Origin of the sequence: Psychroserpens luteolus, from assembly GCF_021032705.1 — a bacterium.
In the GTDB taxonomy this organism is placed as follows: Bacteria; Bacteroidota; Bacteroidia; order Flavobacteriales; family Flavobacteriaceae; genus Psychroserpens; species Psychroserpens luteolus.
Genome location: NZ_JAHVXI010000001.1, coordinates 330,162 through 344,833 on the forward strand (window position 1 = coordinate 330,162; position 14,672 = coordinate 344,833).

Genomic DNA, 14,672 nt, shown 5'->3' on the forward strand with positions numbered 1-14,672 from the left:
TTCTTTTATTAGTTAATTTGCGACATGCATTTTGGCAGCCTTCCTTACAAAACTAAACAATTCTTTTTTGTACTTATTAAATTAAGTATTGTTGTTGGTGCTTTTTATTTTATTTATCAGAAACTAGTTAAAAACGAAGATTTAGATTTTTATCAATTTTCGATTTTTTTGCGTGAAAACAACGTGTTTTCGCCAAAAAACGTCTGTTTTTTGCTCTTTTTAACTTTTTTTAATTGGTTTTTTGAAATTTTAAAATGGAAGACTTTAGTCACACATATTAAAAAAATATCGTTTAAAAATGCTTTAGAACAAAGTTTGGGTGCTTTAACCGCTTCATTATTTACACCAAACCGAATTGGAGAATATGGTGCGAAAGCCATTTACTTTGGTGCATCAAAACGGAAACAAGTCGTGTTACTTAACTTAATAAGCAATATGATGCAAATGACAGTAACAGTCATATTAGGCATTATAGGTTTAAGCCTCATGCATTCTAAATATAATTTAGACATCAATTATTTTAAGGTCTCTAGATTTATAGTACTTGTTATAATTATTGGAATTTTTACTGCTTTGGGTCTAAAACAAAACCGATTTAAAATTAAAGGTTTCTCTATTGAAAGATTAAAATCGTTTCTTAATGAACTTCCTGTAAAAATCCATATCACTGCTTTTGGTCTTTCAGTTTTGAGATACCTTATTTTCTCGTTTCAGTTTTATTTTTTATTGCAAATTTTCGGAATCAATGTGAGTTATTTTAATGGAATGGCAGCTATTACAACCATGTATTTGCTAGCTTCAGTGATTCCTTCCATATTTATTTTTGACGTTATTATAAAAGGGAGTGTTGCAGTGCATATATTCGCCATTATTGGAGTCAACGAATTTACATCACTTTGTATTGTTACCATTATGTGGTTATTAAATTTTGTAATACCAAGTGTGTTTGGAAGTTACTATGTTCTTAATTTTAATTTTCCAAAAACCAAAAGTCACTAATGCTAACTATCGTACTTATAATCACAGTTTTGTACCTATTATTCATAGGAAGTTTTATATACGGTTTTGACAAGGTTGTCAATTTTAAAATGGAAGATTTATCACCTAAAACAAAATTTTCAGTTATTATTCCATTTAGAAATGAAGCTGAGCATTTACCTCAACTAATAGCAACTATCTCGAGTTTGAATTACCCTAAATCTATGTTTGAAATTCTCTTTGTAGATGATGAGTCGACTGATGATTCGGTAGAAAAAATTTATGCAATAGAAGCCAATTTGAAATCGATAACTTTTTCGGTATTAGCCAATGAAAGACTTACAAAATCGCCTAAAAAAGATGCCATAACTAAAGCTATAAAACATGCAAAATATGACTGGATTATAACCACAGATGCCGATTGCCAATTGCCTAAATATTGGCTGGATTGTTTTGATAGCTACATTCAAAATAACACTTCAAAAGTTTTAGTAGCTCCAGTAACTTTTGATAAAGCGAGGTCATTTTTTGAGCGTTTTCAATTACTTGATATTTTAAGTTTACAAGGTGCCACTATTGGCGGTTTTGGCATAAAGAAACCGTTTCTATGCAATGGCGCCAATCTAGCCTATAAAAAGGGGTTTTTTAATTCTATTGAAGGTTTTAAAGGGAATAGCAATATCGCAAGTGGTGATGACATTTTCTTGTTGGAAAAGGCTATAAAAAAAGAAAAAAATAGTGTCCATTATATTAAAAACAACCATATTACGGTGACTACAAAACCTGAAAAGGATTTCAAAGCATTAAAAGCACAACGTGTCCGATGGGCTGCAAAAACTTCAAGCTATAAAAATCCCTTTACAAAACTCACAGGGTTAATAATATTACTAATGAATGCACTTATGGTAAGTATGCCTCTCTTGGCTATACTTCAAATAATAACGCTAAAAACTTTAGCTTATAGTTTTGCTATCAAATTTCTTATTGACTTTTTATTACTCTTTAAAACATCTCGTTTTTTTAATCAAGAATCGTATTTAGGGTCATATGTGTTCTCAAGTATTTTGTATCCATTTTTTAACGTATACATCGCTTTTATTTCGGTGTTTAAAGGTTATAAATGGAAAGATCGTCCTTATAGTAAATAGTGGTACTATCATTTATTTTTGTTAGATTTACCTAAACCGTAACCCTTAATCGCAATGAAAAAAATTGTTTGTTTATTTTGCCTTTTATTAAGTTTCTCTTTTATGGGAGCTCAAGAAACCTTCATGGTCGATGGTGAACGATTAGTACTAAAAAATGAAGTTGATGGAAAACTTGATTTGCTTTGGAATATAATTGATGGGAACTACCGTTATTTTGTGAGAACTGAAAGCAATACCATTATTGAGCTCAAAAACACAAAAAAAGACGGGAAATTTCAAGAAGAGTATAAGTCACTACTTAATGAGCTCACCGACGAATCGATGCCTACAAAGCGTTTAAATTTGACACTTTTTAGTTTGAAGGAGTTTATAGACAAATACAATGGCAGTGTAGATTCCTCATACCAATCTACAGTAGTAAGAAATAAGTTGCAATTTCGGTTTGGTCTCTTTGGAGGTATTACTAACAATCCCTTTATTACTAATCCTGACAATCTAACAACTCCTCTTTTTGGTGGAGAACTTGAAGTATTGGATGTGAATCAAATTTCTAGACATGCCGTTTTTTTACAAATAAAACATGTTTTAGAACAAGATGAACTCCAGTATTCTACAACTGAAATAGCATTAGGTTATCGTTTTAGATTTATAAATAAGGAAAAATTTAGTCTCTATGGAAATGTAAAATTTGCAACAGTTAATTTTTCTAATGTCGTTGTCGTCACCGAAAATAATGGAAATGCAATTTCAGAAGAGATTAACGACACGTCATTTGATGTCCCTTTTATTTTTGGCATAGGTGCCGATATTAGAGTGACCGAAAATAGTTATATCACTCTTGCGTATAATGAATTGTTTGCGTTATTTCTAGATAATCAAGGTAACTTTTCTCAAGATTTCTCTGTAGGTTATAAGTTCAATCTTTAATGAGACTATCAAATTACAAAACAAATAATCCTGTCTTTTCAGGTTATTTTTGGGAAGACCAAAAGCGTGCTTCTAAAAAAATGACCGTTTTAGGAATTTTCTTTAAATCACTCTTTTGCATTTTAGTTATTGCTGGTATCACAGGATATGTCTGGAAACTAAGTGAAGATGGTATGTCTGTAAGATGGTTTACTTTAGGCGGTATGCTGGGAGCTATTGTAATTAGCGTCATTATTTCAGTAAGAAGGCATTGGGCTCCAATGTTGGTTCCTATATATACAATAGCTAAAGGCTTTTTTTTAGGAGGTTTTTCGGCTTATGCACATAAAAATTTTCCCGAATTACCTTATCAAGCTATTGGCGTTACTATTGTTACTTTTTTTATAATGCTATTGCTCTATCAAACCCGAATTATTGTAGTGACTAAAAAATTACGAAGTGTAATTATTACTTCAGCAATAAGTATTATGGTCGTTTATTTGATATCGTGGATATTGAGTTTTTTTGGAATCAAAAGCTATCTATGGGGAACATCGTGGTTCGCAATTGTTTTTAATTGTATTGCAGCCATAGTGGCTTCATTTTCATTGCTATTGGATTTCGATTATATAGAGCGCTACAAAAACCGTGCGCCAAAATGGAAAGAATGGTTAGCAACTTGGGGACTTTTAGCAACACTAGTCTGGCTCTATGTTGAAACGCTTCGACTAATGCAAAAACTAGCGATTAGATTTTAAGATAAGTGACATTAAGCTACTCAATCTTTATAATTACGGGTAGGACAAATTGAGTTTTCACATGCTGACTTCGCTTTATAGCGGGATATATTTTAGGTAAAGAATCTAAGCTTTGTCTTAGCAAACTGTCTAATTGAGGGATTTGTTCTTTTGTGGTTTGAGCACTTTTGATATCATTAATAAAAAATTCGCCCTTATTATCAATCGTAATCTTTAGTTGAACAGTGTCATTGATTTCTTCTGAAACGATAATTTGATATTTAGCTAAGTTTTTATTGAGAATTCGGCGTAATGTGTTTTCAAAACAGACTTTTTTATTCTCTTTACCAGATGTGTTTTCACAAAATTCAAAAGTTGGATACTCATCCACATCATTCCACGTGAAGGTTTGTAATTGTTCTTCCAGAATATCTTCAGTATATACTTTTTTCTTGTCGAAATAATCACAAGAGACAAGCGTAACGATAGCCAAAAAGTAGAGTATGCGTTTCATTGTTATAAACTGAAACCGAAAAGTACAATTTTTTTGGATATTATAAGATTTACTCTTTAGCCTTTAAAAATTTCTCTTCTTTAAGTTCTGAAATTCGTCGTGTTGCATATTTTGCATAAAAACTCTCAGGATATTTTTTCTTAAAACCTTCATAGAGTTTGATCTTTGAATCTATATCTTCAAAGTAAGCATCTTTTGTAGTGACAATAAAGAATTCTGTTCTTACATTATTGGGATTCTCTTTAAGCGACTTTTGAAAAGCTTGAAGCGCTTCCTTATATCTATTCTGTCTATTATATAGTGTTCCTAATTTTTGATACTCATGATCCAGAGGCACATCCATTAAAAGCAAAGCTTGTTTGATATATTTTTCGGCATTTTTAAAATCATCTAAACGCTGATAATATGTTCCAATCACAAAGATAGCTGTAGAATTATAAGCGTTGTATTTTAATGCTTCTTTACGATGTTTAATAGCTAGCTCATAATCTGAGTTTTGTGCATGACACAAGCTTAATTTTTCATGAATAAATTCTGAAGACTCTCCAAGGTCTATTAATTTCTGAAAATTATCTCGAGCCTTAGTATAATACTCTTGCAAATAATAACTCTGTGCTTTTAAACTAATAAGTTCAACATTATTAGCATAGCTTTCCAATCCTTTATCTATATATTTTTCGGCAAGTGTGTGTCTTCTTTTCTTAAGATAATGTCTTGCTATTTTATATATTGATTTTTGATGTGTTTGATCTAAGTCATAGGCAGATCTAAATCTATTTATTGCTGTCGAATCGTTCATTCGTTCTAACGCCAATCCCATTTCATAATGATAATTAGGGTTGCGATAATCAATATTCATTAATTGATTAAAAACGGCTATTGACGTTTCAAATTTTTTAGTTTTTGACAACAACTTCGCATAGTCGTAGAGCGTTAAAGCATCTTTAGGATTAGCATCTACACTTTGGTTGTAATACTGCAATGCTAAATCATAATTACCAATCGCAACATAAGACTTAGCTATTTTATTATAAATTTCAGATGGATTATTATATGTTTTGTAAACAGTGATTGCTTTACTATAATTACCATTTAAGTATAGACTATCAGCAGTATTTAAAACCGAAGACTGAGCTTCGGTTTTAGTTATAAGTATTGAGAATAAAAGGATAAATAGTATACGCATTAATTTTTCTTGTCTTTATTTGTATCTGGTGCTATTTGAAAAGTTATTGGTAAACTATAAGGTACAATAACTGGCTTTCCTTTATGTTTACCTGGAATAAATTGCGGAAGTCCCTTGATTACCCTTATGGCTTCTTTTTCTATATCTGGATGAGATGCTCTAGCCTTTACATTAGTTACATAGCCCAACTTATCTATTTTAAAGATAACAGTAATGCGTTGTCTACCAAGTAATCCAAGCTTAGAAGCTAAATCGACATTAAAGTTTTTATTGACATAAATAGCGACTTCCCGACTTACACATTTTTTTCGAGCTTCGTTATCTGGCAGTCCTACACATGACTCATACATAGGAACCTCATCTACAACGGCAAAAGGAACTTCTTTATCTTGAACTTTAGTTGTATTGTGATCCTTTACTATTTGCTTCACCTCTTCAACACTTCCCACATTATAGTTTTCACCTTTTTCTACTGAAGTATCTGCATGCACTTGAAAAAGAATAGGCAAGCTATAAGGTACAACTACTGGTTTCCCTTTGTGTTTTCCTGGGATGAATTGAGGTAGTTCATTAATGACGCGAATGGCTTCTTCTTCAAGAGCTGGGTGTGGTGCCCTTGCTTTTACTCCGGTCACAACACCTTTTTTATCTATTTTAAACATCACATTTATACGTTGTCTACCTGAAAGACCCAGTTTTTTAGCTAAATCTGTATTGAATTTCTTATTGACATGTTTAGAAATATTGTCTACCAAACACTGTTTGCGTTCTTCTTGACTTTTGAAGGAATCACAAAAAGAAAATGTTGGTACCTCATGAATAATTGCAAATGGGACTTCTAGATCTAAAGTTTCTTGTTCGACAACAGTCTCTTCTGTAAGCTCCTTCTTGAATTTAGTGTAATTTGATACATCTTCTACAACCATTTTAGTTCTTCCATCTACAGAAACCATTAAAAGCCCTTTATAAAGCTCTTCACTTTCAATCAAAGCTACTTTCTCATCAAATTTGGTTTTCTCTTCTGGAGTCATATTTCCAGCTTCGGTTACCACCAATCTCAGTATACCATCTTTAGGTCGACTTTCCCATTCTAACCTGGCTTCATCTGTCTTTTTATATTGCAAATACGCTTCATAGGTTATTGGATCTAACGTCTCACTAAAAGGTGTTTTGGAGCTTGTCTTTTCATTTTCTTTGGCAACACGTAAATCTTTAAGATATGTACCAAAAGCTTTTGATTTTATGAATTCATCTCTTGATTTTATATAATTCTCATTTCCAAGAATATATGTGTCTAGATCTTCATTTGTTATAGCCTTACTACTATATAAGTTCACGAAGTCTTCATAGTATTTATTATATAAGTCTTCATCTGACAATTCTTGGTCTACAACATGTTCTGCTTCTGTTGTCACTGTTTTCTCTTGAGCATAAGAAGATGTGTAAATAAGCATCGAAAATACGATAGGTATCAATAATGCGTATTTAATAATATTAATTCGTTTAGATTTTGACTTGCTCAACATGATAATTCGTTTTTTTATGAGTGAATGTTTAAAAAAAGGATTGACAAATGAAAACTGCTGTGTCTCAAAGACCTGAGATAGCAAATTATCATAATAATCAGCTTTATTGTGTAGTTTTACTGCATTAGCATCGGCAATGTATTCGTGTAACGCGGCAATTCTTTTTTGGTACATATAAACCAATGGATTGAACCAAAATATGATACGGAATACCTCAAAAAGCAGTAAGTCTAATGTATGCCTTTGTTTAACATGAACAATTTCATGCTCTAATATGCTCGAGCGTTCTTGAATGTTTAATTTTTCACCTAAAAATATGTAATGAAAAAAAGAAAATGCTTTCGTGCTGTTAAGCAGATTTATAATCAAAAAATTACCACTCCAACGTTTTGGGTGTTTAGATGCTAGCCATAATAATTTTGAAACTTTAATCACTAATATCAAAGCAGCTAAACACATACCAGATATTAAAATGATATTCCAAATAGATGTAGGTTCTGGCTCAATATTGATACCCGCTTCCATTGCTATTTGAGGATCTATACCACTTGCAACTGTTGTTGTTTCTCCAATGATAACTTCGGGTAAACGAATCACAAAATCTTTTGCAACAACTGTTTTTATTTGTTCAATTTTAATAAACGGAATCACCACAGAAAGTAATGCAGTCCCTAGTAAATAAACTCTGTTTAAATTAAAAAACGTTTCCTTCCGCAGAAACACATCGTAGATGATTAAAAACAATAGTTGAAATGTGACGACCTGTAAAATATAATGTAACATACTATTGTTTCGTTTTATTAATGTCTTTTAAAATAGCTTCCATGTCTTTTAAATCAACATCATTTTTCTTAACAAAAAATGAGACCATACTTTTAAAAGAACCTTGAAAATAATTATCAACCAAATTGTTTATAGACTGATTACTATAATCCTGCTTTTTCATTAATGGAAAATAGATGTGCCCTTTCCCTTGTTTTTCATAATCTACAAAGCCTTTATTCTCTAAAATTCTAACAATTGTAGAGACTGTATTATAAGCTGGTTTTGGCTCTGGTAGCTGATTAAGAATATCTTTGACATTAGCTTTTTCAAGTTGCCATAAGACATGCATAATTTCTTCTTCGGCTTTTGTAAGTTGTTTCATAATTATGTTTTCAGTATTCTACATTCAAATATAACTAAATACTTAGTTAAAACTAAGCATTTAGTTTAAATTTTAACAAATTATGACCAAAATTTAATTATGATCTAGAATTTAAAATGTGAGTTTTCACTAGTTTAATCATCAACTTTAAATGTAAGAGGAAATGCATAAGGCACTCTTACTGGTCTACCTCTTTGTTTACCTGGCAGCATTCTTGGCAACAATCCTAAAACGCGCTTGGCTTCTTTATCAAGACGTGGATCTGGGCCTCTGGCCTGGATATTAACAACATTACCTTTTTCATCAATAGTGAACATCATAGAAATTCTATAGCGACCAGACTGCAAACCCAAATCGTTCGCCAAGTCGAGGTTAAACTTTTTATTGATGAACTTTTTTATTTTATCAGACATGCACTGACGTTTTTTATCATTGGTCTTTTTTTTCTCACAACCGGGAAAAACAGGCACGTTCTCGATGATGTGAAATGGGACTTCGATGTCCTCCTCTACTTCTTCAACTTCTACATCTTCTACTTCCACTATTTCTTCTTCTTGATCAGTTTCGGTAGATTCAATAACAGTTTCTTCAATTTCCTTTTCATCTTCCACTATCTCAATCTCTTCTGGCACAACAGGAGGTGGCGGTGGAGGTGGTGGCGGAATTACTTCATGATTAGTAATTGGAATCTCTTCTTCTTCTAACGCATCCAAATCTAGCTGACCAATATCAATACTGTCTTTGGCATAAGATTTATAATTAATAGTTAAGTACGTTAGAGTCAATATTAACAAAAGACTCACGGCAAAATATAGAGAGCTATTTCTTCCTATTTCTGCTTTTCTGTTTTTTTTTGGTTCCATATTCTCTGTCTTTAAGATTGCTAATATAACTAAAACTTTAGTTTAAACTAAAGTTTTAGTTTAAAAATGTAACATTCTTTGTTTTTGTGCGTCTTATTACTAGAATTTTAAATCGATTTAATGGATATATTTTTAATCATTCTTGCCGCTTTTTTTATGATTTTAGGAATCATAGGTAGTTTTTTACCTGTATTACCTGGACCTCTAACCAGTTGGGTTGGATTACTCATTTTTCATTTAGCTGATGTGGTACCAATGAATTGGACGTTTTTAATCATCACTTTCATTTTTGCACTTGCTATATGGATACTGGATTATATTATTCCTGCAATGGGTACCAAGCGTTTTGGAGGAACCAAAGCTGGTATGATAGGAACATCGATTGGACTTATTGTAGGGTTGTTCTCTCCTATTCCAGGAGGTATTATTATTGGGCCCTTTTTTGGAGCTCTAATAGGAGAATTACTCAATAAAGCCGAATTTGATAAAGCACTTAAAGCTGCGTTTGGATCTTTTTTAGGGTTTATAGCTTCTACCTTTATTAAATTTATGGTAGCTATGGTATTTCTAGGATTTTTTATCGTGAAGTTTTTTGAATATAAAGACCTCTTATTATAAAAGAAAAACCTAACGTCTGTTGAGAAACGTTAGGTTTTAGTTCTTTGCTATTAATTCAACAAATTACTTAGAGGGATTAATTAATTTTGTTGACTATTCAAATATATCTAATGTTAACAACTTTTTGTTACGGAAAAACCGTAAACTTGATGCGGAAAAACCGTAGTTTCTATATATGATAAGGGTTGCGAGATGTTTTAAAAATGGGAAAAACCGTAATTTTAACAGTGTTTTTTAAAGAAATCCTTTTTTTCGAGCTTCAATTATCAAAGATTCATCTTTTCCGTCCTCAATAGAAAACAATATTTTAAGCTGTTTTTTTCGTTTTTCTATGGCACTCATAGACAGGTCTATATACTCGGTTAAGCTTCTTGTTTTTATACCTTGAGATAATAAGTGAAGAATTTTTCTGTTGATCTCGTCAACATAAATTTCATTAACCACAGATTTATTAAGAAAATTACTCACTGTACTACTGTAATAAGGAGGATCAATCAAGATATGGTGAAATGCTTCAGCTAGCTCACTAGACGTCAAATCACTTTTTATTAAAAAGCCGTCAGGATTTATTTCTTTAACTATGCTATGAATTCTATATGATTCATTAAACATGGTAAGAATAATAACCTTGGCATTAGGCAAAATATTACGAGAGATTTTTGCAAGATCTTCACCTGATGTTATTTTTCCGTCTGAAGAGGCAGGTAAACTAATATCAAAGAAACAAACATCATAAGGACGCTCTTTTGCCGCTTTTTGCATTAATAAATTTGCAGCATCACAGGTATTCGCTGTATCAATGACTAAGGTTTGATTTTCCTTTTTAGTAGCCATTAATGTATTTTGATATCCTTCGATAATGATCGGGTGATCATCAACCATTAGAATGTGAATATGTTGCATTATATTAATTTTAGTAAGGTATAGTAATACTAACCTCAGTCCCTTCTTTTAAAATAGAATTAAACTCAGCTTTCCCTTCCACCTCGTTTACTCTAGAGTTTATGTTTTTAAGGCCAATACCTTTTTTACTTTTATTGACATCAAAACCATCTCCATCATCTGTAATGGATAAGCAAATTACATTATTTTTTAATTGAATGCTAATTTTTACAGTATTAGCATTAGCATGTTTATAAATATTTTGAAGTGATTCCTGTATAATCCTATAAATGTTGATTTTAGTTTTATTAGGAACACTTTCCCAATTGATATCATCGGTATAATCAAACGATGATTCCAGCTGATACGCTAAGGTTTGCTTCTCTATAAGTTCTGAAACAATATCCATAAACCCTGAACCAGAAACGAAATCGGTATTTAAATCATGGGAAACTTTTCTAATGTCATTCTCGATAGTCATAAGTTCCTTGATATAGGTAGCCCTATTCTTGATAGCGTCTTGTCCTTCGGAAAAATTTAAACTATCTAAACTTAATCGAGTTCCAAAAAGTCGTCCTAATATACCATCGTGCAATTCTTCTGAAATTCGCTTCTTTTCATTGGCTCTAGCTTCATCTACCTTGTCTTGTTGTGATAGCATGAGGTTATAAATTTCTTCATTTGCTTTTTGCTGATCCTTTTCAAACTTCAATTCTTTGTTTTTAGCACGCTGTGTAATAATAATATACAATAAAAACAAGGTCACCAATAATGCTCCTGAAATAGCCAATAGCCACATCAACTGCTCAGACATACGTGCATTTGCTTTTTCGACAGTATCAGTATCATATCTTATTCTTGCAAATTTGTCTCTTACTTTTCTTTCTACATTTAGTAGGCTGTCTGTTAATCGTATATATTCTTTAAGGTAATACTTCCCTTTTTCGTCGTCGTCAATTTCAGACAATACTAATAGAGCTTCTTGTCTTATTTCATTAGCCGAAGTATTAATTGCAATTTCATAGGCTTGGTTAGCATATTTACTAATAGAATCTTTTTGATTAATTTCCTTATACAACTTAGATAAATCTATAGCAACATTCATTATTAAGAGTTCGTCATCCAAGTTTTGAGCAATTGAATAGGCTTCATCAAATTTGTCTTTAACGCTATCAAAATCGTAGTCTCCTGATTCTCGCTGAGTATCTGCTATATTATCAATAATTGCTGGATAAAATGTTGGGTCTTCTTCTTCATATTTTGACCTTAGCGGGAGAAGGCTTTCATAAAGCTCTATAGCTTTATCATAATCACCCATCTGCCTGTATACCCAAGCCTTATTATTTATAGAATATACTTCATTAATGAACCCATCCTCAATTCGTTTAGCATATTTATTAGATTTATCATAGTATTCGATAGCTTTTGAATAATTACCTAACTCTCTAGATATAATGCCTAAAAGATTGTGAGCATCCCATAACTTATTGAGTTTATTTTGAGTGTCTGGTAATTGATCTAATAGCAGTATCGATTGTATAGCTGCCTCTTCGGCTCCAGCATAAATTTTTTCAATTTGCTGTATGTCTGCCAAATAAAGTAAAGCTGTTGCTTTTGCTGCTGAAACTTCATTTTTAGGATAAAACTTCATAGCATTTGAATAAAAATAATAGGAACTATCATTTTTTTCTAAATACCTATAAAAAGATCCCAAATTAGAAGCGGCTACTGTAAATGCTGAAGAATCCTCTAATTGCTGCGCTAAATCGTAATTAGACCTATTTATACTCACATAGTTATCATAATCTTCAGTATGAAAATACATGAGTGACAAATTTCTTCGGGCTAATAAAAGAATAGAATCATTTTTAGTTTTTTTTGCAATGTCAGTAGACTGTATTGCAAATTTTAAACGAGACTCTAGAGATTCATTTTCATTTTTTGATAATTCAATAAGTACATTAATTGAATCTGCCAACTTGTTTTGCGCACTAAGAGTTTTAACACCAATCAGAATTAAAATGAAGAAGAAGAATGAGTGTCTATGCAAAATGAAATACTTTTATTTCAAAAATAGACTAAAAAAACAAATTAGCTAAATATCATAAAAAAAGCTCTTGTAATTACAAGAGCTTTTTTTATGATTAGTAGAAATCTATTAACCTTGAGATTCTAATCTTTTTTTCTTTTTGTCTATACCAACAATGTCTTTTTGGTTGTACTTTTTAAAAGTAGGCTCATTAGAGTTATCTGCAACAGAGTCACTGCTTTGTCCAGAAACTGTTAATAATAATACTGCAAGTAGTAGAAAAGTAATTTTCAGGGTTTTCATGTTTTTCGTTTTTAGGGATTATAGATTCAATTTTTAAATTATGTTAATAATAATAGCGCATCAAAAAATGCCAATCGAGGGAAGAATGGATTATTAACTTTTTTGGCATACCTATGCCTATAAAATTGAGGGAAATTTAAACGCACGAATGCATCTAAACATGAAATGGATTAATAAAATACCTTGATAAGTGAATTTAGGGGCTTATGAAGGACTTCAAACATAGCGCTTTTTAGGAGATAAACAAAAAAATATCCGACAAAAAGATAACTTTTATCGATTAAATACATAATTCTTGAATTCCTATTGTTGATTAACTGTTAATAACTCCATTATATATAGAACAAAACCTTCAAATAAATACACCCATCTTTAGGGACTTACTTAACATAAGTTTATATGAATTTGAAATACTATTATCTAAATTTGAGAAGACCAATACCTTTCAAAATGAAATTTCTGTGTTCTCTTCTCTTTATTGCTGTATGTTTTTCATGTCAAAAACCGATAGATATTAATCAAGAGAAAGAATACATAAAAGCACAAATTGATCTCGTTACTCAAGCACATTATAATAAAGATGCGAATCTATTCTATCAGCCTAATGCTAGTGAATGGTATGACGTACGATCTGGTCAAATAACAACACAACATAAAGAAGAAGCCATTCCTCCAACACAAGCCTATTTAGATCAAATGGAGTTTAAAGACATGGTTATGAGTGATGAACCTATTATTGAAATTTCCGAAGATGCCACTTTAGCAACCTATAGTAATTCGGCAACCATAAGAGGCATATTAAACAAAGCGCCTGTTTTTTGGGCAGTAGCATGGCAAAGCACCTTAAGAAAGATTAATGGGGAATGGAAAATCATAAGCACTACCAATACTGAAGCGACGCCATCAATTAGTGCAAAAGTCATATTAAATTATGCTCGAGATTATACAAATGCCAGCGATACCATACAGTCACTATATGCTATGGCCAAATGTAAAGCGCCAGACAATAGAGACTTTAAAACGCTTATTTTATCAAACCATAAAGACAGTAAAATGGAACAGCAATCTGGTGCCAATCATTATATTATGAAACAAGGAGCGCAAAACTCCTGGAGTTATAATGTCAATACAAAAACACACATTGATAGTCTTAGCACAGCCACCAAAACCTTTGTCCAAGGGCACGAATTACATTGGTTAAGCTTATTTCCGGAGGATCGCTTTTCTAAGGCCTCATTTGATGGTATCGTGTCATTTAAAGATCAGAGCGCTTTTAAGGTTACCTTTGAAAATCAAGTAAAATCTCCTGTTAACTTTTATTATGCCTTTGAGAACTATCAACCGCTTGGTTTTGAAATTTTTCCAGGACCAGATCAAGACAAGGTCGTCATCGCGTTTGAAAACTGGGAACAACTAAATAATCTCAACATGTTTAAAAAAGCCACATTTACTCAAGGTGAAGAGATTTTTGAATATGTTTTTACAGATATTAAAGTCAATACCTTAAATGATTCCAGTTTTGAGAGTACTGTGAACGTAATAGAACAAAACTAAATCCTTTTAAAACAAAAAAGCATCCCGATTTTTGATTACTCAAAAAAAGGAAAGCTTCTCATCGGTAAGAACTCAACAATATTGAGGTTCTCACAACTCTAGGATTTCTCCTAGAACAACACAACTAATCTTTATTGCAAAAAAAAGCCCTAATCTCTTAAGGCTCTTGCAATTTTAGCGGTCTGGACGGGACTCGAACCCGCGACCTTCGCCGTGACAGGGCGACATTCTAACCAACTGAACTACCAGACCGTTGCTTTATTGCGAGGGCAAATATACAT

At 31.9% G+C, this 14,672-nt stretch carries 14 protein-coding genes and 1 tRNA gene; 6 read left to right on the forward strand and 9 right to left on the reverse strand.

Annotated elements, in window-relative coordinates; all coding sequences use genetic code 11:
• Positions 1-24: 24 nt before the first annotated feature.
• Genes KWG70_RS01395 through KWG70_RS01410 form a run of 4 tightly spaced genes read left to right on the forward strand, consistent with a single transcriptional unit; the run spans position 25 to position 3,790 of the window.
• Positions 25-999, forward strand: coding sequence for a lysylphosphatidylglycerol synthase domain-containing protein (locus tag KWG70_RS01395; RefSeq protein WP_230934200.1), 975 nt, complete (start codon positions 25-27; stop codon positions 997-999).
• Positions 999-2,126 carry a glycosyltransferase gene (locus KWG70_RS01400; protein ID WP_230934201.1) on the forward strand — a complete coding sequence of 376 codons (1,128 nt, stop codon included), beginning with the start codon at positions 999-1,001 and terminating at the stop codon, positions 2,124-2,126. Before KWG70_RS01395 ends, KWG70_RS01400 begins: the two co-directional genes overlap by 1 nt.
• A 54-nt stretch (positions 2,127-2,180) precedes the next feature.
• A complete protein-coding gene (locus tag KWG70_RS01405) occupies positions 2,181-3,053 on the forward strand; it encodes a porin family protein (protein WP_230934202.1) in 873 nt (290 codons plus the stop codon).
• A complete protein-coding gene (locus KWG70_RS01410) occupies positions 3,053-3,790 on the forward strand; it encodes a Bax inhibitor-1/YccA family protein (protein WP_230934203.1) in 738 nt (245 codons plus the stop codon). The genes KWG70_RS01405 and KWG70_RS01410 overlap by 1 nt, the downstream gene beginning before the upstream one ends.
• 16 nt (positions 3,791-3,806) lie before the next feature.
• Here the strand turns inward: KWG70_RS01410 and KWG70_RS01415 are convergent, their stop codons facing one another.
• The 5 genes from KWG70_RS01415 to KWG70_RS01435 all read right to left on the reverse strand — a co-directional run bounded on the left by KWG70_RS01415 (position 3,807) and on the right by KWG70_RS01435 (position 9,005).
• Positions 3,807-4,283, reverse strand: a complete 477-nt coding sequence (locus tag KWG70_RS01415; RefSeq protein WP_230934204.1) for a hypothetical protein — start codon at positions 4,281-4,283, stop codon at positions 3,807-3,809.
• A gap of 49 nt (positions 4,284-4,332) precedes the next feature.
• A complete protein-coding gene (locus KWG70_RS01420; protein ID WP_230934205.1) occupies positions 4,333-5,469 on the reverse strand; it encodes a tetratricopeptide repeat protein in 1,137 nt (378 codons plus the stop codon).
• Complete coding sequence (locus KWG70_RS01425) at positions 5,469-7,778, reverse strand: M56 family metallopeptidase (RefSeq protein ID WP_230934206.1); 2,310 nt, start codon at positions 7,776-7,778, stop codon at positions 5,469-5,471. Before KWG70_RS01425 ends, KWG70_RS01420 begins: the two co-directional genes overlap by 1 nt.
• 1 nt (position 7,779) lies before the next feature.
• Positions 7,780-8,142, reverse strand: coding sequence for a BlaI/MecI/CopY family transcriptional regulator (locus tag KWG70_RS01430; protein ID WP_230934207.1), 363 nt, complete (start codon positions 8,140-8,142; stop codon positions 7,780-7,782).
• A gap of 134 nt (positions 8,143-8,276) precedes the next feature.
• Positions 8,277-9,005, reverse strand: a complete 729-nt coding sequence (locus tag KWG70_RS01435) for an energy transducer TonB (protein ID WP_230934208.1) — start codon at positions 9,003-9,005, stop codon at positions 8,277-8,279.
• Positions 9,006-9,125: 120 nt separating this feature from the next.
• On the opposite strand from KWG70_RS01435, the gene KWG70_RS01440 reads away from it, so the two are divergent.
• Positions 9,126-9,623, forward strand: a complete 498-nt coding sequence (locus KWG70_RS01440; RefSeq protein ID WP_230934209.1) for a DUF456 domain-containing protein — start codon at positions 9,126-9,128, stop codon at positions 9,621-9,623.
• Between the two features lie 234 nt (positions 9,624-9,857).
• Here the strand turns inward: KWG70_RS01440 and KWG70_RS01445 are convergent, their stop codons facing one another.
• The 3 genes from KWG70_RS01445 to KWG70_RS01455 all read right to left on the reverse strand — a co-directional run bounded on the left by KWG70_RS01445 (position 9,858) and on the right by KWG70_RS01455 (position 12,837).
• The gene (locus tag KWG70_RS01445; protein WP_230934210.1) at positions 9,858-10,526 is read right to left on the reverse strand and encodes a response regulator; all 669 of its coding nucleotides are present in this window, start codon (positions 10,524-10,526) and stop codon (positions 9,858-9,860) included.
• Between the two features lie 10 nt (positions 10,527-10,536).
• Complete coding sequence (locus tag KWG70_RS01450) at positions 10,537-12,483, reverse strand: tetratricopeptide repeat-containing sensor histidine kinase (protein ID WP_230934211.1); 1,947 nt, start codon at positions 12,481-12,483, stop codon at positions 10,537-10,539.
• 180 nt (positions 12,484-12,663) lie between these two features.
• Complete coding sequence (locus KWG70_RS01455) at positions 12,664-12,837, reverse strand: hypothetical protein (protein ID WP_230934212.1); 174 nt, start codon at positions 12,835-12,837, stop codon at positions 12,664-12,666.
• Positions 12,838-13,287: 450 nt separating this feature from the next.
• On the opposite strand from KWG70_RS01455, the gene KWG70_RS01460 reads away from it, so the two are divergent.
• Positions 13,288-14,391, forward strand: coding sequence for a hypothetical protein (locus tag KWG70_RS01460; RefSeq protein WP_230934213.1), 1,104 nt, complete (start codon positions 13,288-13,290; stop codon positions 14,389-14,391).
• Positions 14,392-14,569: 178 nt separating this feature from the next.
• On the opposite strand, the gene KWG70_RS01465 is transcribed toward KWG70_RS01460, so the two are convergent.
• Positions 14,570-14,643: transfer RNA gene (locus KWG70_RS01465), tRNA-Asp, on the reverse strand.
• Positions 14,644-14,672 lie beyond the last annotated feature (29 nt).